The 19,169-nt window shown below is 34.1% G+C and carries 14 protein-coding genes; 11 read left to right on the top strand and 3 right to left on the bottom strand.

What is annotated here, in order from left to right:
* The first annotated feature begins 13 nt into the window (after positions 1–13).
* From pdxA to OS188_RS01055, 9 genes are all read left to right on the top strand, one after another.
* Positions 14–1,060 (top strand): 4-hydroxythreonine-4-phosphate dehydrogenase PdxA, encoded by a 1,047-nt coding sequence (pdxA, locus tag OS188_RS01095; RefSeq protein WP_267146959.1) that lies wholly within the window; start codon positions 14–16, stop codon positions 1,058–1,060.
* A 74-nt stretch (positions 1,061–1,134) separates the two neighbouring features.
* Complete coding sequence (locus OS188_RS01090; RefSeq protein ID WP_267146958.1) at positions 1,135–1,674, top strand: YceD family protein; 540 nt, start codon at positions 1,135–1,137, stop codon at positions 1,672–1,674.
* 9 nt (positions 1,675–1,683) lie between these two features.
* Positions 1,684–1,887: a 50S ribosomal protein L32 gene (gene rpmF, locus OS188_RS01085; protein ID WP_267146957.1), complete on the top strand. Its 204-nt coding sequence runs from the start codon at positions 1,684–1,686 to the stop codon at positions 1,885–1,887.
* A gap of 181 nt (positions 1,888–2,068) precedes the next feature.
* Positions 2,069–3,064: a beta-ketoacyl-ACP synthase III gene (locus OS188_RS01080; RefSeq protein WP_267146956.1), complete on the top strand. Its 996-nt coding sequence runs from the start codon at positions 2,069–2,071 to the stop codon at positions 3,062–3,064.
* 33 nt (positions 3,065–3,097) lie between these two features.
* Positions 3,098–3,598 carry an acetyl-CoA carboxylase biotin carboxyl carrier protein gene (gene accB / locus OS188_RS01075; RefSeq protein ID WP_267146955.1) on the top strand — a complete coding sequence of 167 codons (501 nt, stop codon included), beginning with the start codon at positions 3,098–3,100 and terminating at the stop codon, positions 3,596–3,598.
* Positions 3,599–3,719: 121 nt separating this feature from the next.
* The gene (accC, locus tag OS188_RS01070) at positions 3,720–5,072 is read left to right on the top strand and encodes an acetyl-CoA carboxylase biotin carboxylase subunit (protein ID WP_267147017.1); all 1,353 of its coding nucleotides are present in this window, start codon (positions 3,720–3,722) and stop codon (positions 5,070–5,072) included.
* A gap of 74 nt (positions 5,073–5,146) precedes the next feature.
* On the top strand, positions 5,147–6,262 hold the full coding sequence (locus tag OS188_RS01065; RefSeq protein WP_267146954.1) for an NAD(P)/FAD-dependent oxidoreductase: 1,116 nt from the start codon (positions 5,147–5,149) through the stop codon (positions 6,260–6,262).
* Position 6,263: 1 nt separating this feature from the next.
* On the top strand, positions 6,264–6,962 hold the full coding sequence (gene mtgA, locus OS188_RS01060) for a monofunctional biosynthetic peptidoglycan transglycosylase (protein WP_267146953.1): 699 nt from the start codon (positions 6,264–6,266) through the stop codon (positions 6,960–6,962).
* Complete coding sequence (locus OS188_RS01055; protein ID WP_267146952.1) at positions 6,952–7,413, top strand: 3-oxoacyl-ACP synthase; 462 nt, start codon at positions 6,952–6,954, stop codon at positions 7,411–7,413. Before mtgA ends, OS188_RS01055 begins: the two co-directional genes overlap by 11 nt.
* Here OS188_RS01055 and OS188_RS01050 read toward each other — a convergent pair.
* From OS188_RS01050 to amaB, 3 genes are all read right to left on the bottom strand, one after another.
* Positions 7,403–8,311 carry an ABC transporter ATP-binding protein gene (locus OS188_RS01050; RefSeq protein ID WP_267146951.1) on the bottom strand — a complete coding sequence of 303 codons (909 nt, stop codon included), beginning with the start codon at positions 8,309–8,311 and terminating at the stop codon, positions 7,403–7,405. The two genes, OS188_RS01055 and OS188_RS01050, sit on opposite strands and share 11 nt — an antisense overlap.
* A 71-nt stretch (positions 8,312–8,382) precedes the next feature.
* Positions 8,383–10,521, bottom strand: a complete 2,139-nt coding sequence (locus OS188_RS01045; protein ID WP_267146950.1) for a prolyl oligopeptidase family serine peptidase — start codon at positions 10,519–10,521, stop codon at positions 8,383–8,385.
* 171 nt (positions 10,522–10,692) lie between these two features.
* Entirely contained in the window at positions 10,693–12,246 is a 1,554-nt protein-coding gene (gene amaB, locus OS188_RS01040) for an L-piperidine-6-carboxylate dehydrogenase (protein WP_267146949.1), read from the bottom strand.
* 125 nt (positions 12,247–12,371) lie between these two features.
* Between amaB and OS188_RS01035 the strand changes: the two genes are divergently transcribed.
* Positions 12,372–13,448: an isoaspartyl peptidase/L-asparaginase family protein gene (locus OS188_RS01035; RefSeq protein WP_267146948.1), complete on the top strand. Its 1,077-nt coding sequence runs from the start codon at positions 12,372–12,374 to the stop codon at positions 13,446–13,448.
* A gap of 116 nt (positions 13,449–13,564) precedes the next feature.
* Positions 13,565–19,135, top strand: coding sequence for an alpha-2-macroglobulin family protein (locus OS188_RS01030; RefSeq protein ID WP_267146947.1), 5,571 nt, complete (start codon positions 13,565–13,567; stop codon positions 19,133–19,135).
* The last annotated feature ends 34 nt before the right edge of the window (positions 19,136–19,169 follow it).

Raw genomic sequence — 19,169 nt, 5'->3', positions numbered from 1 at the left:
GTTATCTTATTTAATGAAGGACGAAGAAAATATAATTGTAGGTATATCTATAGGAGACTTGAATGGAATTGGCGGTGAAATTGTTTTAAAAACTTTAGAAGACCCAAGAATGTTGGAGTTTTTTACCCCAGTAATTTTTGCATCGGTTAAAACGATTAGCTTTTTAAACAAGCATTTCGATTTTAAATTAAATTTTAATGGAATTAATAATTTTGATCAAATTATTCCAGGTAAAATTAATGTTTACAATGTTTGGAATGATAAAATTAATATAGAATTTGGTCAAGAAGACCCTAAAATTGGTAACTACGCTATAAAATCTTTACAAGCCGCTACTAAAGCTTTAAAAGAAAATGATATTAATATTTTAGTTACAGCACCAATAAACAAACATAATATCCAATCTGAAGAGTTTAATTTTCCAGGACATACAGATTATTTGGCTCAAGAGTTAGAAGGGACTAGTTTAATGTTTATGGTTTCTAACGACTTAAGAGTAGGTTTACTTACAGATCATGTACCTGTAAAAGATATTTCCAAACATATTACCAAAAAACTAATTAAAGATAAATTAGAAATTATATACCAATCTCTTGAAAAGGATTTTAAAATAAGTAAACCTAAGGTTGCTGTTTTAGGTATTAATCCGCATACAGGAGATAATGGTGTTATTGGAAAAGAAGACGACGAAACTTTAAGACCAACTCTAGATGAAATAAGAAAAAAAGGTCGATTGGTATTTGGTCCCTATGCAGCTGATAGCTTTTTTGGGTCTAAAAACTATAAAAACTTCGATGCTATTATAGCAGCCTATCACGATCAGGGTTTAATCCCATTTAAAACCCTTTCTTTTGGAAAGGGAGTTAATTATACGGCTGGTTTAAGTAAAATTAGAACCTCTCCAGATCATGGTACAGCCTACGAAATTGCAGGGAAAGGTGAGGCCGACGAGAGCTCATTTAAAGAGGCAGTTTTTACAGCTATTCAAATCTATAAGAATAGAAAAGAGTATGAGCAGCTTACAGAAAACGTACTAAAAACGAGGCAAAAAAAGATATAAACAAAAAAATGTTTATAAGTTGCTTTGAGTAAATAATTATTTGCTATATTTGCGCCCTCAAATTAGATGTGAAAATGAAGCGATTGAAAGAGTTTACAATTCCATTTGTAGGATTAAAACTAGGAAAGCATCATTTTGAATATCAAATTAATAAAGCGTTCTTTGAGCATTTTGAGTACGAGGAGTTTAACGATTCAGCAGTAAATGTTGAGGTTGAACTAGATAAGAAAACAACATTATTCGAATTAGATTTCAAGATTTCGGGAACGGTTAATATTAATTGCGATTTAACAAATGAAGCTTTCGATCAGGAAATTAACAATCATTTTAATGTGGTTGTAAAATTTGGAGACGAATATAACGACGAAGAAGTTGATATATTAGTTTTACCTCATGGTGAATATGAAATCAATATTCAACAATATATTTACGAGTTTATAGTACTTTCTGTACCAAACAAAAGGATTCATCCTGGCGTTGAAGATGGAACACTAGATTCAGAAATACTCAAAAAATTAGAAGAATTAAGCCCTGGGCTTAAAGATAAAAAAGAAACTGAAGAGGAAATAGATCCTCGTTGGAATACATTAAAGAAACTATTAACGGATAAATAAATATAGAAAATGGCACATCCTAAAAGAAAAATCTCGAAAACAAGAAGAGATAAAAGAAGAACACATTACAAAGCAACAGCACCTCAAATTGCTACGTGTCCTACAACAGGAGAAGCACACTTGTACCACAGAGCTCACTGGTTTGAAGGTAAGTTATATTATAGAGGACAAGTTCTTATAGATAACTCTGAAGCTGAAGAAAATTTAGCATAAATACTATGCATGCATATAATAAAACGCTCACTTGTGGGCGTTTTTTTTGTTTTAAATTTTTATAGAAGTCAAAAACGACTTAATTTGCATTAAATTAACTCAAAATGAATAGTTTTTTATACTTTTCACGAAAATTTGATTCATTTTGTAATAATTTTGAGCCAAATTAACTTTATAAACTATGAGTAAAATCTCAGCAGCAATTACAGCTGTAGGTGGTTATGTTCCAGATTATGTGTTAACCAATAAGATGTTAGAAGACATGGTTGATACAAATGATGAATGGATTACCAGCCGAACAGGTATCAAAGAACGTAGAATTCTGAAGGAAGATGGAAAAGGCACTTCGTATTTAGCTATTAAAGCTGCCCAAAATCTAATTGATAAAACTAAAATCGATCCTAAAGAAATTGAGTTGGTTATTGTTGCTACGGCAACACCAGATATGAAGGCTGCTTCAACATCTGCCTACACTGCTACGCAAATAGGTGCTGTAAATGCATTTTCTTTCGATTTAGAGGCTGCATGCTCTAGCTTTTTATACGGCATGTCTGTAGCTGCTAGATACATAGAGTCGGGAAAATATAAAAAAGTACTCTTAATTGGAGCAGATAAAAACTCTTCAATGATTAATTACGAAGATAGAGCAACTTGTATTATTTTTGGTGATGGTGCCGGAGCTGTACTTTTTGAACCTAACAAAGAAAACTTAGGTTTACAAGATGAATACTTAAGAAGCGATGGTGTTGGTAGAGAGTTTTTGCAAGCCACTTACGGTGGCTCGTCTTACCCTTCAACTCCAGAAGCAATTAAAGAACATAAACACCAGGTTTTTCAGGATGGAAAAACTGTTTTTAAAAATGCCGTTTTTAACATGGCAGATGTGGCTGTTAAAATAATGGATAGAAACAATTTAACAGTTAAAGACGTTTCTTGGTTAGTTGCGCATCAAGCAAACAAGCGTATTATTGATGCTACTGCCAATAGAATAGAATTAGAGGAAGACAAAGTGATGATGAATATCCAAAATTATGGGAATACCACATCTGCAACACTTCCTTTATTATTAAATGATTACGAATCTCAACTCAAAAAAGGCGATAATTTAGTTTTTGCTGCCTTTGGAGGTGGGTTTACTTGGGGCTCCATTTATTTAAAATGGGCCTATAACTCCTAACTAACTACTAATAAATTTTTAATATCTAAAATTATGGATTTAAAGGACATTCAAAACTTAATTAAATTTGTTGCCAAATCAGGAGCAAGTGAAGTTAAACTAGAAACAGACGATGTAAAAATTACCATCAAAACAGGAAGTGATGATAAAGAAACAACAACTTACGTACAACAGATTCCTGTTGGGGCACAACCTGTAGTGCAACAACCAGTAGCGCCAGCTGCTCAACCGGAAGCACCAGCAGCCGCAACTGCAGCGCCAGCAACTGCAGCACCAGCAGCAGAAGATTCAAAATACATTACTATAAAATCTCCTATTATAGGAACTTTATACAGAAAGCCTTCTCCAGACAAACCAGTTTTTGTAGAGGTAGGACAAACTATTAAAGAAGGAGATGTTCTATGTGTTATTGAAGCTATGAAACTTTTTAACGAAATAGAATCTGAAGTTTCTGGAAAAATAGTAAAAGTGCTTGTAGACGATGCATCACCTGTAGAGTTTGATCAGCCATTATTTTTAGTTGATCCATCATAACAATTTTGTCCCAAATGTTTGAGAAGCTTTCGTTTCTTAAAAATTGGAGGAATAAAAACCCTTTATAGGTGTTTAAAATCTCTCCTAATAATCTCAGGGTCAAATTTTAAAACCAAAAATGATGTTTAAAAAAATACTAATTGCCAATAGAGGGGAAATAGCCTTACGTGTTATTAGAACCTGTAAAGAAATGGGAATAAAAACAGTAGCTGTTTATTCTACTGCCGATGCTGAAAGCTTACACGTTAAGTTTGCTGACGAAGCTGTTTGCATTGGACCTCCACCAAGTAATTTATCATATTTAAAAATGTCCAATATTATTGCAGCTGCCGAAATTACAAATGCAGACGCAATACACCCAGGATACGGTTTCTTATCTGAAAACGCTAAATTTTCTAAAATCTGTGAAGAACATAAAATTAAATTTATTGGAGCTTCAGCAGAAATGATTAATAAAATGGGAGATAAAGCTTCTGCAAAAGCTACAATGAAAGCAGCAGGAGTTCCTTGTGTTCCAGGAAGTGAAGGTATTATTGAAAGTTTTGAGGAATGCGAAAAAATAGCTAAAGAAACCGGTTATCCAGTCATGCTTAAAGCAACTGCGGGTGGTGGTGGAAAAGGTATGAGAGCTGTTTGGAAGCCAGAAAACTTAAAAGAAGCTTGGGAATCTGCAAGACAGGAGTCTAAAGCAGCTTTCGGAAACGACGATATGTACATGGAAAAACTTATTGAAGAACCAAGACATATTGAAATTCAAATTGTTGGAGATTCTAAAGGTAAAGCTTGTCATCTTTCAGAAAGAGATTGCTCAATCCAAAGAAGACATCAAAAACTTACAGAAGAAGTACCTTCGCCATTTATGACTAACGCTCTGCGTAAAAAAATGGGAGATGCTGCAGTAAAAGCTGCCGAATATATTAAATATGAAGGGGCCGGAACCGTAGAGTTTCTTGTAGATAAACACAGAAACTTTTACTTCATGGAAATGAATACCCGTATTCAGGTAGAACACCCAATTACAGAACAAGTAATCGATTTCGATTTAATTCGTGAGCAAATTCTTGTGGCTGCTGGTGTACCAATTTCAGGTAAAAACTATACGCCTAATTTACATTCTATTGAATGTAGAATAAATGCCGAAGATCCTTTTAACGATTTCCGTCCATCGCCAGGAAGAATTACAACTTTACATGCTCCAGGTGGACATGGAGTGCGTTTAGATACACATGTGTACGCTGGATATGTTATTCCTCCACATTACGATTCTATGATTGCGAAACTTATTACAACGGCTCAAACTCGTGAAGAAGCTATCAATAAAATGAAACGTGCTTTAGATGAATTCGTGATAGAAGGAATTAAAACAACTATTCCTTTCCACAGACAGTTAATGGACCATCCAGACTATTTGGCTGGAAACTATACCACAAAATTTATGGAAGATTTTGTAATGGAAAAACCAAAAGAAGATTAAAACCTAAACTCCGAAAGCAATTTCGGAGTTTTTTTATATGTCAAAAGTTAAAATAATTAGAGTATTTTCGTTTTATGAATTTATCTTATTGGGAAATAAAATCTTGGCTCACAAACATCGATTATACCATTGTTGGTAGCGGTATTGTAGGTCTAAATTGTGCTTTACAATTAAAACAACGTTTTCCAAAAGCAAATGTTCTGGTCTTAGAAAAAGGCATGTTACCTCAAGGCGCAAGTACTAAAAATGCTGGTTTTGCCTGTTTTGGAAGTTTAAGTGAAATTTTAGATGACTTAAAAACGCATTCTGAAGAAGTGGTTATTAATCTCATTAAAAAACGCTTAAATGGCTTACTGCTTTTAAGGCAAACCCTATCAGATCAAGCTATCTATTACCAGCAATTAGGAGGTTATGAGTTATTTACAAAAGAAGATACAGAGCTTTTCGATATCTGTTTATCAAAACGAGGTAGCATAAATAAATTGCTGAAACCTATTTTTAAAGAGGATACTTTTCAATTAAAAGAGAATAAATTCAACTTTAAAAACATTCAAGAAACCTATGTGTTTAATAAATTTGAAGGACAAATAGACACAGGAAAAATGATGGAAGCCTTGCTTCAAAAAGCCCAATCTAAAGGTGTTAAAATCTTGAATAATATTTTGGTCGAAAGTTATGTGGATCAATCTAATGGCGTACAGGTAAAAACTAATCGCTTAGAATTTGAAACAAAAAATCTCATTTTTACAACCAATGGTTTTGCTTCACAACATATTTCTGAAGAAGTAAAACCGGCAAGAGCACAAGTTTTAATTACAAAACCCATAAAAAACCTTCATATTAAAGGCACATTCCATTTAGATAGGGGCTATTATTATTTTAGAAATATAGAAGATAGAATCCTGTTTGGAGGTGGAAGAAATCTAGATTTTAAAGGAGAAGAAACTACCGAATTTGACCAAACTGAACTCATTCAAAATAAATTAAAAGAACTTTTAAAAACAGTTATTTTACCTGATACGGTATTCGAAATAGACTATAATTGGTCTGGTATTATGGGGGTTGGAGCAAGTAAAAAACCTATTGTTAAGCAACTATCTAACCATGTGTATTGTGGGGTGAGATTGGGAGGTATGGGAGTTGCCATTGGAAGTCTAATTGGTAGAGAAATAGTTGATTTAATAGAATAAGATGCTAAAAAGACTCTTCAGGTTTATTTTTAAACTTTTAGTTTGGATAATTATCCTGTCCATAGGCTTGGTGTTTTTATATAAATGGGTTCCAGTGCCAGTAACACCTTTAATGCTTATTAGAGAGGTTGAAAATTATCAAAACGAGAGACCATTAACCTGGGAACACGATTGGGTTTCTATAGATAAGATTTCTAAAAACCTGCAATTAGCAGTTATATGTAGCGAAGATCAAAATTTTTTAAATCATAACGGTTTTGATATGGATGCCATAGAAAAAGCGTACGAAAATAATAAAAAAGGAAAACGAATAAAAGGAGCCAGTACCATCAGTCAACAAACAGCAAAAAACGTGTTTTTGTGGCCAGAACGAAGTTGGTTTAGAAAAGGTCTGGAAGTGTATTTAACTTTTTTAATAGAAAATATTTGGAGTAAAGAACGTATTATAGAAGTCTATTTAAATAGTATTGAAATGGGAAACGGCATTTATGGAGCCGAAGCTGCAGCTAGCTATTGGTACAACAAACCAGCGTCAAAATTATCTCAATATGAAGCAGCTTCTATTGCTGCCATTTTACCAAATCCGTTGAGGTTTAAGGCCAACCCGGCATCAAATTATATAGAAAGTAGAAAGCTATGGATAGTAAGACAAATGGGCTATTTTGGAACTCTAGAATACAAAAAACCGGATGAAAAATAAATTAGAACTAAAGCAAAAACTGTATCATCAATGTGAACAGTTTTGCAATATCCGACTTCTTAATATCCAAAAAACTATTCAAGAAATTGAAGAGTCTCTAACTTCCGAAACCAAAAGTAGTGCAGGAGATAAGCACGAAACAGGAAGAGCTATGTTGCAATTAGAACGTGAAAAAGCTGGAAATCAATTAGCTGAAATTCAGAAACTACAAGAAACCTTGTCAAAAATGGATGTGTCTAAAACTAATAAAACAGTTTGCTTGGGTTCTGTAGTTATTACTTCTTCAACAAAGTATTTTATAGCTATTAGTGCTGGAGAGCTACGTGTAGAGGATCAAATATTTTATGGTATTTCGCCAATAACTCCTATGGGAAAATTATTAATGGGGAAACAACAAGGTGATTTAGTTAGTTTTCGAGAACAGAAATTTACACTTATGTCTATTTTATAGACAAACAAACTTCTTTGTTATTGTCTAGTAATTCTTTATGTTTTATAAAAAGATGACTTCCGTTTAAATCAACCTCAATCAAATAATAAGAACCTTTAAAATAGCTACTTTTTACAGTTGCCTTTAAATCAGATTTTTCTACAATTTTAATTTGATGGGCATAAACAATCTCGCCATCAATCACATTAAACTCTCCAAAAAATGATGCAATTAAAGGTGTTTCAGGGTTTTTATATAAAAACTCAGGACTGTTGTTTGCTACTATTTTGTGCTTATTTAATACAATCATTCTATCAGAAAATGGCAAAACATCCTCCTTGTCATGAGAAGCAACTACACAGGCTATGTTTTTTTCTTTTAAGTAATTAAAGATACTTCGCCTTAAGCTTCGTTTGCTAAAATTATCAATATGACTAAATGGCTCGTCAAATAAAAGGATTTCTGGTTGGTTAGCTAAAGCTCTGGCTAAAGCTACTCGTTGTTTTTGTCCGCCACTTAAAAGTTTTACTTTGGTGTTAGCAAAACTTGTGAGTTCAACCACCTTTAATAATTCTTTAATACGAGCCTGTTTTTCTTCGGGATAGAAATTAGACAGATGTTTTCCAATATTTTCTGCTACAGTAATAAAAGGCATTAAGTCGAATTCTTGAGCTACGTATTTCATAAAATCGTAACCCACAACTAAATTGTGTTTTGGACCAAGAATTTGAGTGTCTTTCCAGAAGATAGCACCTTGATCCACATCCAACTCCCCATAAAGTAATTTTAATAAAGTACTTTTTCCAGAGCCACTTTCTCCAATAATAGATAAATGTTCTCCTGCCTTTAATTCAAAATTTATGTCTTGAAGAACGGGTTTTTTTAGGTATTTAAAAGAAAGGTTTTCTACTATTAACATGTTGCAAAAATAACATAAAAAAAGTCGTTTGAAATTTCAAACGACTTTAAATTACCAGGCTTTTTAAGTGTTTATAATTTATTTGGTAAGGTTTTAAAACCCATATTATAAAGTGTAAATCCGAAAATATCAGAGTTTAATTCAATAATTTTACTCACTGGAGTGCCGGCGCCATGACCTGCATCTGTTTCAATACGAATTAAGGTTGGATTGGTTCCTGTTTGTTTACTCTGTAATTCGGCAGCAAATTTAAAACTATGGGCTGGAACCACTCTGTCATCATGATCGCCAGTAGTAATTAAAGTTGCAGGATATTCCACACCTTCTTTAATATTATGTAACGGCGAATAGTTTTTTAAATAAGTAAACATGTCTTTATTGTCTTCGGCAGTTCCATAGTCGTAGGCCCAACCAGCTCCTGCAGTAAACGTATGGTAACGTAACATGTCTAAAACGCCAACGGCTGGTAAAGCCACTTGAAATAGATCTGGACGTTGTGTCATGGTTGCTCCAACTAAAAGTCCACCGTTAGATCCACCTTTAATAGCTAAATATTTTGAAGAGGTATATTTATTATCAATTAAGTATTGGGCAGCTGAGATAAAATCGTCGAATACATTTTGCTTTTGCATTTTTGTACCAGCATCGTGCCACTCTTTTCCATATTCTCCACCTCCACGTAAATTAGGGACAGCATAGATGCCACCTTGTTCCATCCAAACTACATTTGCAATGCTAAATGAAGGGGTTAAACTAATATTAAACCCACCATAACCGTAAAGAATGGTTGGGTTGTTTCCGTTTAGTTCTAGACCTTTTTTATGGGTAATAATCATAGGTACTTTTGTACCATCTTTGGAAGTGAAGAATACCTGATTGCTTTCAAAATTATTCGGGTTAAAATCAATTTCTGGTTTACTATACAGTTTTGACTCTCCTGTTTCTATTTGATAATTATAAATATTTCCAGGGGTAATATAATTGGTGAAAGAGTAATATAATTCTGTTTCATCTTTTTTAGCTGAAAAGCCTCCAGCAGAACCAAGTCCAGGAAGTTCTACTTCACGTACCAGAGTGCCTTCGTAATTGTATTGGAATACTTTTGATACAGCATCTACCATATAAACAGCAAATAAGTATTTACCTGCTTTTGAAGCCGATAAAACATGTTCGGTTTCTGGAATAACATCTACCCAATTTTCTGGGGAAGGATTCGAAGCCGAAACTTTTACCACGCGTTTATTTGGTGCGTTTAGATTGGTTAATAAGTAAATTATCTCTCCTTTATTAGTGATTACTCCTGTGTCGCTATCTGTATGTCCTAAAATCTCAACAAAAGGAGCATTTGCCTTGCTTAAATCTTTTACATATAATTTATTTCCAGAAGTAGATACCTTAGGATTTATAAATAAAAATCGATTATCTTCACTAACACTTCCAGTAATATACCTGTGTTTTTCTTCGTCTGTTCCGCCATAAATAAGAAGATCCTCTTTTTGTGGAGTTCCTAATTTATGATAAAAAACTTTATGCTGATCTGTTTTTGCAGAGAGTTCACTCCCTTCTGGTTTGTCGTAACTAGAATAGTAGAAGCCTTCGTTTTTATACCAAGAAACACCACTAAATTTAATATCTACCAAAGTGTCTTCTAGGATATCTTTAGTTTCGGTATCGATAAGAATTACTTTTCTCCAATCGCTACCTCCTTCAGAAACAGCATAAGCAAGCATTTTGCTGTTTTTTGAGAAAAATAAGCCTCCTAAAGACGTGGTTCCATCTTTACTAAAGGTATTTGGATCCAGAAAAACTTCTTCTTTTGTATCGTCTTTTTTCTTTCTATAAACAACAGATTGATTTTGAAGCCCATCGTTTTTAAAATAGTAATTATAGTCGCCTTCGGTTGAAGGAGCACTAATTTTTTCAAAATTCCAAAGTGTCTTTAAGCGTTCTTTTAAACTGTCTCTATAAGGGATTGTTTTCAAATAGTCTTGAGTTATCTTATTTTCTTCTTTAACCCATGCAGCAGTTTCTGGACTTCTGTCGTCTTCTAGCCATCTGTAGGGATCTTTAACTTCTGTTCCAAAATAAGAGTCTACAGTATCTACGGTTTTAGTTTTAGGATATTTCAATGACGTTTCTGGTTTTTTAGTATTTGTATCGCAACTAAAAATAACAGTTGCGCATAAACAAGAGATAATAATTTTTTTCATGAGAACTCTATATAGATGGATTTAATACAAAACTTGATTAAAAAGATAAACTTCAAAAATAGCTAAAAGCCTTAACTATAAATGCAAAGGCTTTGTTAATTAATAGAATGCAAAAAGACCGTTTTCGAAAGAGAAAACGGTCTTTTAAAATTAACACTAATTATTATAATATTATAAATCGAACTTAATTCCTTGAGCTAATGGTAGCTCATCCGAATAGTTTACTGTATTTGTTTGACGTCTCATATATACTTTCCAAGCATCAGATCCAGACTCACGGCCTCCACCTGTTTCTTTTTCACCACCAAAAGCACCGCCAATTTCAGCACCTGAAGTTCCAATATTTACATTGGCAATTCCACAATCTGAACCAGCAAACGATAAGAACTTTTCAGCTTCTTTCATCTCATTTGTCATAATAGCAGAAGATAATCCTTGAGCAACACCATTTTGTTGTTCAATAGCATTTTCTACTTCTCCAGAATATTTCATTAAGTATAAAACAGGAGCAAAAGTTTCGTGCTGTACAATTTCGTAATGATTTTCAGCTTCAATAATAGCAGGTTTTACGTAGCATCCGCTTTCGTATCCTTCACCTTCTAAAACGCCTCCTTCAACTAATACATTTCCACCTTCGGCTTTTGCTTTTTCAATAGCAGCTAAATAGGTGTTTACAGAGTCTTTGTCAATTAATGGTCCAATATGGTTTTTCTCGTCTAATGGGTTTCCAATAGTTAACTGTCCGTATGCACCAACAATAGCATCTCTTACTTTATCGTAAACAGATTCGTGAATAATTAATCGTCGAGTTGAAGTACAACGTTGTCCGGCAGTTCCAACAGCACCAAATACAGCACCTGGCACAACCACTTTTAAATCGGCTGTAGGAGTAATAATAATGGCATTGTTACCACCTAATTCTAATAAAGATTTTCCAAAACGTTCTGCAACTGTTACACCAACAATTCTTCCCATTCTTGTGGAACCTGTAGCAGAAATTAATGGAACTCTCGTGTCGGTAGTCATCATTTCACCCACTGTATAATCTCCTGTAATAATATTTGAAATACCTTCTGGTAAGTTATTTTCTTTTAAAATTCCAGCAATTATATTCTGACAAGCTACTGCGCATAAAGGTGTTTTTTCTGAAGCTTTCCAGATACATACATCTCCACAAACCCAAGCTAAAGCCGTATTCCATGCCCAAACAGCTACTGGAAAGTTAAAAGCCGAAATAATTCCAACTACACCTAAAGAATGCCATTGCTCACGCATAACGTGACCTGGTCGTTCAGATGGGATTGTTTGTCCGTTTAATTGTCTTGATAAACCAACTGCAAAATCGCAGATATCAATCATTTCTTGAACTTCTCCATAACCTTCCTGGAGAGATTTTCCCATTTCGTAAGAAACCAACTTTCCTAAAGGTTCTTTTAATTCACGTAGCTTATTTCCAAATTGACGAACTATTTCACCACGTTGAGGTGCTGGCATATTTCTCCAAGTTAAAAAAGCAGCAGATGCTGTTGTTATAACTTTTTCGTAATCTTCTTTTGTGGTCGATTTTACTTTACCAATTAATTGCGCGTCTACAGGAGAATAGCTTTCAATAACCTCGCCATTGGCAAAGTTATTAGAGCCTGTAGAAGTCCCTTCATTTATATCTTTTACTCCAAGTTGTTTTAGAGCTTTTTCAATTCCGTAATCGGTAGCAATTGCTTCCATATTTGCTTAATTTTTTTACTGATTATTAATTAATATCACAAAGATAGGAATAAAATGTTGTTTTAGCTTGACATGGCTTTTCTAAATAATGTAACTTTAAGACTTCTATTTTAACTTGAATTATTATGAAAAACTTTTTGTATTTGTTGTGTTTATGTTTAATTGTTTTTAGTTGTAAAAATGAAGAAGAGCTAAAGGCTTTTTCAGAATCCAGAAAGGCTGGACCAGTCCAAGTTCAAACTAACGAATTTGCCATTGTTATTCATGGCGGTGCTGGTACTATTTTAAAAGAAAATATGACTAAAGATGACGAAGCAGCTTATAAGTTAAAATTGGAAGAAGCCATTCGGGTTGGATATGAGATTTTAAAAAATGGAGGAAGTAGTTTAGATGCCGTAGAACAAACTATTCATATAATGGAAAACTCTCCTTTGTTTAATGCAGGAAAAGGAGCCGTTTTTACAAATGCTGGTACAAACGAATTAGATGCTTCTATTATGGATGGAAAAACCTTAAATGCAGGAGCTTCTGCTGGAACAAAAACAGTAAAAAACCCGATAAGTTTGGCAAGAACTGTTATGGAACATTCTCCACATGTTATGCTAGCGGGAGATGGAGCAGATGTATTTGCCCAAGAACAAGGTTTAGAAATTGTAGATTCTACTTATTTCTATACGGAAAGTAGAATGAACTCTCTAATACGCGTAAAAAATTGTGATGAAATAGAAGAGGGAGATAATAAAACAGCTTTTTATGATGCCTCTATTAAAGACTCTAAATTTGGAACGGTTGGTTGTGTTGCTTTAGACAAAAGCGGAAATTTAGCTGCAGGAACCTCTACCGGAGGTATGACCAACAAACGTTGGGGAAGAATAGGTGATGCTCCAATAATTGGAGCAGGAACTTATGCCAATAATAATACCTGCGCTGTTTCTAGTACAGGCTGGGGAGAATTTTTTATTCGCGGTATGGTAGCTCACGATATTTCTGCATTAATGGAATATAAAGGACTTTCGCTTCAAGAAGCTGCTCGTGTAGTTATTCAAGAAAAAATTCCAGATCTTGGGGGTGATGGCGGGATTATTGCCGTTGATAAAAATGGGAATATGGTCATGGAATTTAATACAGCTGGCATGTATCGAGCTGCTATGAACGATAAGGGAGAACTTAGCATAGGCATATATAAAGACTACGAAGATTAATTGTAAGAAATTTTAAATTGGAAACCTGCAAAAGTCCCATTAATTTGCTCTACCTTATTGTGAAATTGTATCATGCTTTTATCCTCCAAATATAGCTTGTAAATAAATATTATTTTATGTCCTTAAAAAAAATTATTACACTTCTTGTAATCATGTCTTTTATTGCTTCTTGTAAAAAGAAGGAAATAGAAACCGACAATATTTTTAAATTCCGTGATTACATTAGTTATACCACTTCCGGTTTAGTTTCTATTGCAGAGCCTATTCAAATTAAATTGGCTCAAGAAGTTGAAACATGGGAAGCTGGACAAGAGTTAACCGATAATACAGTTACTATTTCTCCTCATGTTTCAGGAAAATTAATGGTTATTAATAAACATACATTACTTTTTAAACCAGATGAAACTCTGGATCCTGCTACAGAATATACTGTGACTCTTAAGCTGGATAAAATTTACAAAAACCTTCCTAAAGAATTAGAAATTTATACGTTTCAGTTTAAAACTATTACACCTAATTTTACCATTGTTACTAATAATTTGCAATCTTATAGTAAAGAATGGCAATATGTGGAGGCAGTTTTGCGCACATCGGATGTTATTTCTTTAAACCAGGCCAAACAACTTGTTGAAGCTTCGCAGAATGGCAAAAAATTAATTATTGTTTTTAATGAACATAATGAGAAAGCAAAAAGATTCGACTTTAAAATTGATAGCATTCACAGAGAAGTTGAAGATTCGGAAATCCTTGTAAAATGGCAGGGAAAAGCTATAAACGCCGATAACGTGGGAGAAAACACCGTACTAATTCCTGGTATAAATAATTTTACCATTACAAAAGTGGAAGTCATTCAATCTCCAGAGCAATATGTCACATTAAATTTTTCCGACCCTCTTAAAAAACAACAGAATTTTGATGGTTTGGTGACTATAGAAAAAGTAAAAAATCCAAAATTTATTGTGGATGGGAATATTTTAAAAGTTTATCCGGAATCTAAGTTAGTTGGCGATATTCAGGTAGATGTTTTTCAAGGAATATCCAATAGTGATGGATTTAAATTGAAAAAGCCATTTTCAGAAAAAATCACTTTCGAAATCCTAAAACCTCAGGTTAGATTAATTAGTAATGGCTCTATTCTGCCAAATTCAAAAGAACTTAAATTTAATTTCGAAGCTGTAAATTTAAAAGCAGTAGATGTAAGAGTTATTAAAATTTTTCAAGATAATATTCTTCAGTTTTTACAAGACAATTCATTAAACAGTAATAACGATCATGCGGTTAAACAAGTGGGGCGTCGTATTGTTAAACAAACCATAGAACTTCAAACAGAAGCTGAAAACACGGGAAAATGGAGAGCCTATAGCATCGATCTTTCCAAGTATTTTAAGGCCGATCCAGGCGCAATTTATCGCGTAGAACTAAGTTTTAATAAAGATTACTCCTTGTATGATTGTACGGCAAATACAACTTCTAGTAGCGAAGATGTATATGATGATTACTATTATGAAGAGGACTTTTACGGAGACGATTCGACTGATGGCACCTATTCTGAAGACGATGATTTAAGAGAAGAAGCCTATTGGGATAATATTACTTATAGCTATAAAAACTATGCCTATAATTGGAGCGAACGTGACAATCCTTGCCACAACGCTTATTACAATGCAAACCGTGTGGTATCACAAAATTTATTGGCTTCCAATCTGGGTGTTATTGCTAAACGAGGTGAGAATAATTCGTATTATTTTGCAGTCACCGATATTCTAACCACACATCCAGAATCCAATGCTTCCATTACACTTTATAACTATCAGCAACAAGAAATAGCGACACTCTTTACAGATAATGATGGTTTAGTTACTTTCGATATCGATAAACATGCAGTATTTGCTATTGTTAAAAAGGGCAGCAATACCACTTATGTGAAGTTAACCGATGGAAACACGCTCTCCTTAAGTAAATTTGACGTTTCTGGAAATAAAATGCAACGTGGACTAAAAGGTTATTTATATGGCGAACGTGGTGTTTGGCGCCCTGGAGATACTTTGTTTTTAACTTTTATGCTGAACGACAAAGCGAATAAACTTCCCTTAGATCATCCCGTAAAACTAGAAATTACAGACCCTAATGGAAAACTGACTTATAAAAACATCACCACGGAACAACTCAATAATTTTTACAAATATACTGTACCAACCAATCCAGAAGATAAAACAGGAAATTATAATGCTAAAGTATCTGTTGGAGGAGCTACATTCCATAAAACTCTAAAAATTGAAACAGTTAAACCAAATCGACTTAAAATTAAAATCGATTTTGAGAATGAAATTCTTACCAATAGCGAACCTCTAAAAGGAACTTTAGATGTAAAATGGCTTCATGGAGCTTCAGGAAAAAATTTAAAAGCAGAAATTAAAGCGAAAATTAACAGTTCGGATGCCAGTTTTAAAAATTACAAAAATTACATTTTTTCCGATCCCACACGTGAATTTAATACGGAAGAAATTAATGTGTTTGAAGGTTCTGTTAATAGCGAAGGGATTGCAAAAATAGACAATAAGCTTAAAGTTGGTAAAAATGCACCAGGTATGTTGAATGTGCAATTTTTAGTACGTGCGTTTGAAAATGGAGGCGATTTCTCTATGGATGCCTTTACCATGCCTTATGCTCCTTACGAGTCTTTTGTTGGGCTTCGCGCTCCGGAAGGAAATGATTACGGTTCTTTATTTACTAACGAAAACCAAACATTCGATGTGGTTGTAGTCGATAAAGATGGAAACCCCGTACAGCGTAAAAACTTAGAAGTAAAAATCTATAAAATTGAATGGCGTTGGTGGTGGAATTCGTCTTATGATAATTTATCAAGCTATGTATCTAGTAATTATCACAGACCATATTTTGATACCAAAGTAAATACAAATGCTCAGGGAAAAGGCAGTTTTAGTTTAAATATTCCTGACGAGGAGCGTGGACGTTATTTAATTCGAGTAATCGATCCAGAAAGTGGTCATGCTACAGGGCAAACGGCTTATTTTTATAAAAATTGGTGGCAAAATGCGCCTTCAACAGATAAAGAAGCTGCAAAAATGTTGGTTTTTTCAGCCGATAAGGAAACTTATAATGTGGGCGAAACGGCTAGTATTACATTCCATTCAGGAAATGAAGGACGTGCTTTAGTTAGTGTTGAAAATGGCACAGAAGTTTTAGAAACCAAATGGGTAAAAACAGAGCAAGGGGAAACCATTGTTAACATACTAATTACACCTGAAATGGCACCTAATGTGTTTGTTAATATCTCACTGTTACAACCGCATGCTATTACGGCAAACGATCTACCAATTCGTTTGTTTGGAGTTATTCCAATCATGGTCGAGGACCCAAATACTATTCTTGAGCCACAATTGAAAATGCCAGATGTTTTGCGTCCTGAACAGGAATTTAAAGTAACGGTTTCAGAAAAAAACAATAAAACTATGACTTATACCATTGCTATGGTAGAAGAAGGCTTATTAGATTTAACACGTTTTAAAACTCCAAATGCTTGGGATGAATTCTACGCTCGTGAAGCTTTAGGTGTAAAAACCTGGGATGTTTTTGATGATGTTATTGGCGCTTATTCCGGTAGTATAGATCAAGTATTCGCCATTGGAGGAGATGCGAATGCAGTAGCAGGAAAAAATAAAAAAGCCAATCGTTTTAAACCCGTGGTTACTTATTTAGGACCGTTTAAATTGAACGCTGGCGAAAACCAATCTCATACTTTAAAACTACCAAATTATATAGGTGCAGTTCGCACTATGGTAGTTGCCGGGAATGCCGAAAATGAAGCTTATGGAAGCACCGACAAATCTGTTGAGGTTAAAAAACCATTAATGGTATTAGCATCGCTACCACGAAAATTAAGTCCGGGTGAAAAAGTGACTTTACCAGTGACTGTTTTTGCTATGGAAAACAAAGTAAAGAATGTAGAAATCAGTTTAAAATTAAGCAAAGGAATTTCAGTAGTTGGCGAAAAAACAAAATCCTTAAGTTTTGCTAAACCTGATGAACAAATGAGTTATTTTCAACTAGATATAAGTCAGGCAAAAGGCTTTAATACCATAGAAGTTATTGCTACTGGAAACGGTGAGAAATCTTCATATAAAGTGGAGATAGATGTGGTAAATCCAAACCCAATTTCAACAAAATCTCTTGATAAGGCGGTTACAGCTAATGCTGAAGAATCACTTACTTTTTCAACTTTTGGAGAAGTTGGAACGAATTCGGCAACCGTGGAATTCTCAACTTTACCTCCAATGGATTTTACAAGACGTTTACAGTTCTTAATTCGTTATCCACATGGGTGTTTAGAACAGACGACTTCCGGTTTGTTTCCACAGTTATATTTAGGAGGTATTTTCGATTTAACTGCCGATAAAAAACAAGAGATTCAGAAACATATTGAAAGCGGTATTAAGCGTTTGGCACAATTTCAATTACCTAATGGAGGAATGAGTTATTGGTTAGGTGAAAACACTACAAACGATTGGTCTACAAGTTACACAGGACACTTTATGTTAGAGGCAGAAAAGAAAGGTTATGTCTTGCCTTTAACTTTTAAAAGTAACTGGTTGGCATATCAAAAACAAGCTGCCAGAGATTGGCGTCCAAGTTATAGAACATATAATTCAGATTTAGCACAAGCTTACCGACTTTATACGTTGGCCTTAGCCGAAAGTCCAGATTTAGCCGCTATGAATCGTCTACGTGAGTTTAGAGAAATATCCAACGAGGCCAAATGGCGTTTAGCTGCTGCCTATGCTTTAGCCGGGCAGAATGAAGCAAGTACAGCCATCTCTAAAACAGCAAATATTAATTTTCAATCGCCAGAATATAATTATTACACCTATGGATCGGTAGATAGAAATCGCGCTATGGCATTAGAAACTATGGTGCTTACTAAAAACCCAAAACAACGCGAAATAGCAGAATATCTGGCAAAAAACTTATCAGGTAATCGATGGATGAGTACGCAAACCACGGCATATAGTTTATTGGCCATGGCAAAAATGGTAGAAGCTAATGGTGGAAAAGAATTGAATTTAGAATATACTATAAATGGGAAATCGGAAAAAATCAATTCAAAAAACGCTATCGCTCAACGTGATTTACCAATAAATGAAGGCAGCAATCAATTGACTTTTAGCAATAAAAACGCTAACTTAGTATATGTACGTGTTCTTAATTCTGGAAAATTACCATTGGGACAAGAACTTGTAGAGCAGCGTGGTTTAAGTGCTTCAGTGATTTATAAAGATTTAAATGGCAATAAAATAAATATCTCAACCTTAAAGCAAGGTCAAGATTTTGTAGCAACTATCAATATTAGTAATCTTAAAAGTGAAAATATAAACAATGTAGCATTAACCCAATTATTCCCATCAGGTTGGGAGATTGTCAACACACGTTTTACAGATTTTGGTGAAGCAACAACCAGCCAAGCCAGATATACGGATATCCGAGATAACGAAGTGAATTTTTATTTTGATTTATTAGAAAAAGGAAAACAAGGAAGCAAAACATTTAATATGATGCTGAATGCGTCCTTTTTAGGAACCTATTATTTACCGGGAATTCAAGCAGAAGCCATGTACGATAATGATTATTTAGTTAGAACTAAAGGCCAGTGGATTACAGTTGAGAAATAGCATTTCTACAAAATAGAAATCTCATTTTGAGGAA

Origin of the sequence: Xanthomarina sp. F1114 (assembly GCF_026410255.1) — a bacterium.
Lineage (GTDB): Bacteria > Bacteroidota > Bacteroidia > Flavobacteriales > Flavobacteriaceae > Xanthomarina.
This window is presented reverse-complemented; position numbering and strand designations above follow the sequence as displayed.

Coding starts and splice junctions, on each gene's coding strand:
- pdxA (WP_267146959.1), top strand. CDS start 14: ATGAAGGACGAAGAAAATATAATTGTAGGTATATCTATAGGAGACTTG.
- OS188_RS01090 (WP_267146958.1), top strand. CDS start 1,135: ATGAAGCGATTGAAAGAGTTTACAATTCCATTTGTAGGATTAAAACTA.
- rpmF (WP_267146957.1), top strand. CDS start 1,684: ATGGCACATCCTAAAAGAAAAATCTCGAAAACAAGAAGAGATAAAAGA.
- OS188_RS01080 (WP_267146956.1), top strand. CDS start 2,069: ATGAGTAAAATCTCAGCAGCAATTACAGCTGTAGGTGGTTATGTTCCA.
- accB (WP_267146955.1), top strand. CDS start 3,098: ATGGATTTAAAGGACATTCAAAACTTAATTAAATTTGTTGCCAAATCA.
- accC (WP_267147017.1), top strand. CDS start 3,720: ATGTTTAAAAAAATACTAATTGCCAATAGAGGGGAAATAGCCTTACGT.
- OS188_RS01065 (WP_267146954.1), top strand. CDS start 5,147: ATGAATTTATCTTATTGGGAAATAAAATCTTGGCTCACAAACATCGAT.
- mtgA (WP_267146953.1), top strand. CDS start 6,264: ATGCTAAAAAGACTCTTCAGGTTTATTTTTAAACTTTTAGTTTGGATA.
- OS188_RS01055 (WP_267146952.1), top strand. CDS start 6,952: ATGAAAAATAAATTAGAACTAAAGCAAAAACTGTATCATCAATGTGAA.
- OS188_RS01050 (WP_267146951.1), bottom strand. CDS start 8,311: ATGTTAATAGTAGAAAACCTTTCTTTTAAATACCTAAAAAAACCCGTT.
- OS188_RS01045 (WP_267146950.1), bottom strand. CDS start 10,521: ATGAAAAAAATTATTATCTCTTGTTTATGCGCAACTGTTATTTTTAGT.
- amaB (WP_267146949.1), bottom strand. CDS start 12,246: ATGGAAGCAATTGCTACCGATTACGGAATTGAAAAAGCTCTAAAACAA.
- OS188_RS01035 (WP_267146948.1), top strand. CDS start 12,372: ATGAAAAACTTTTTGTATTTGTTGTGTTTATGTTTAATTGTTTTTAGT.
- OS188_RS01030 (WP_267146947.1), top strand. CDS start 13,565: ATGTCCTTAAAAAAAATTATTACACTTCTTGTAATCATGTCTTTTATT.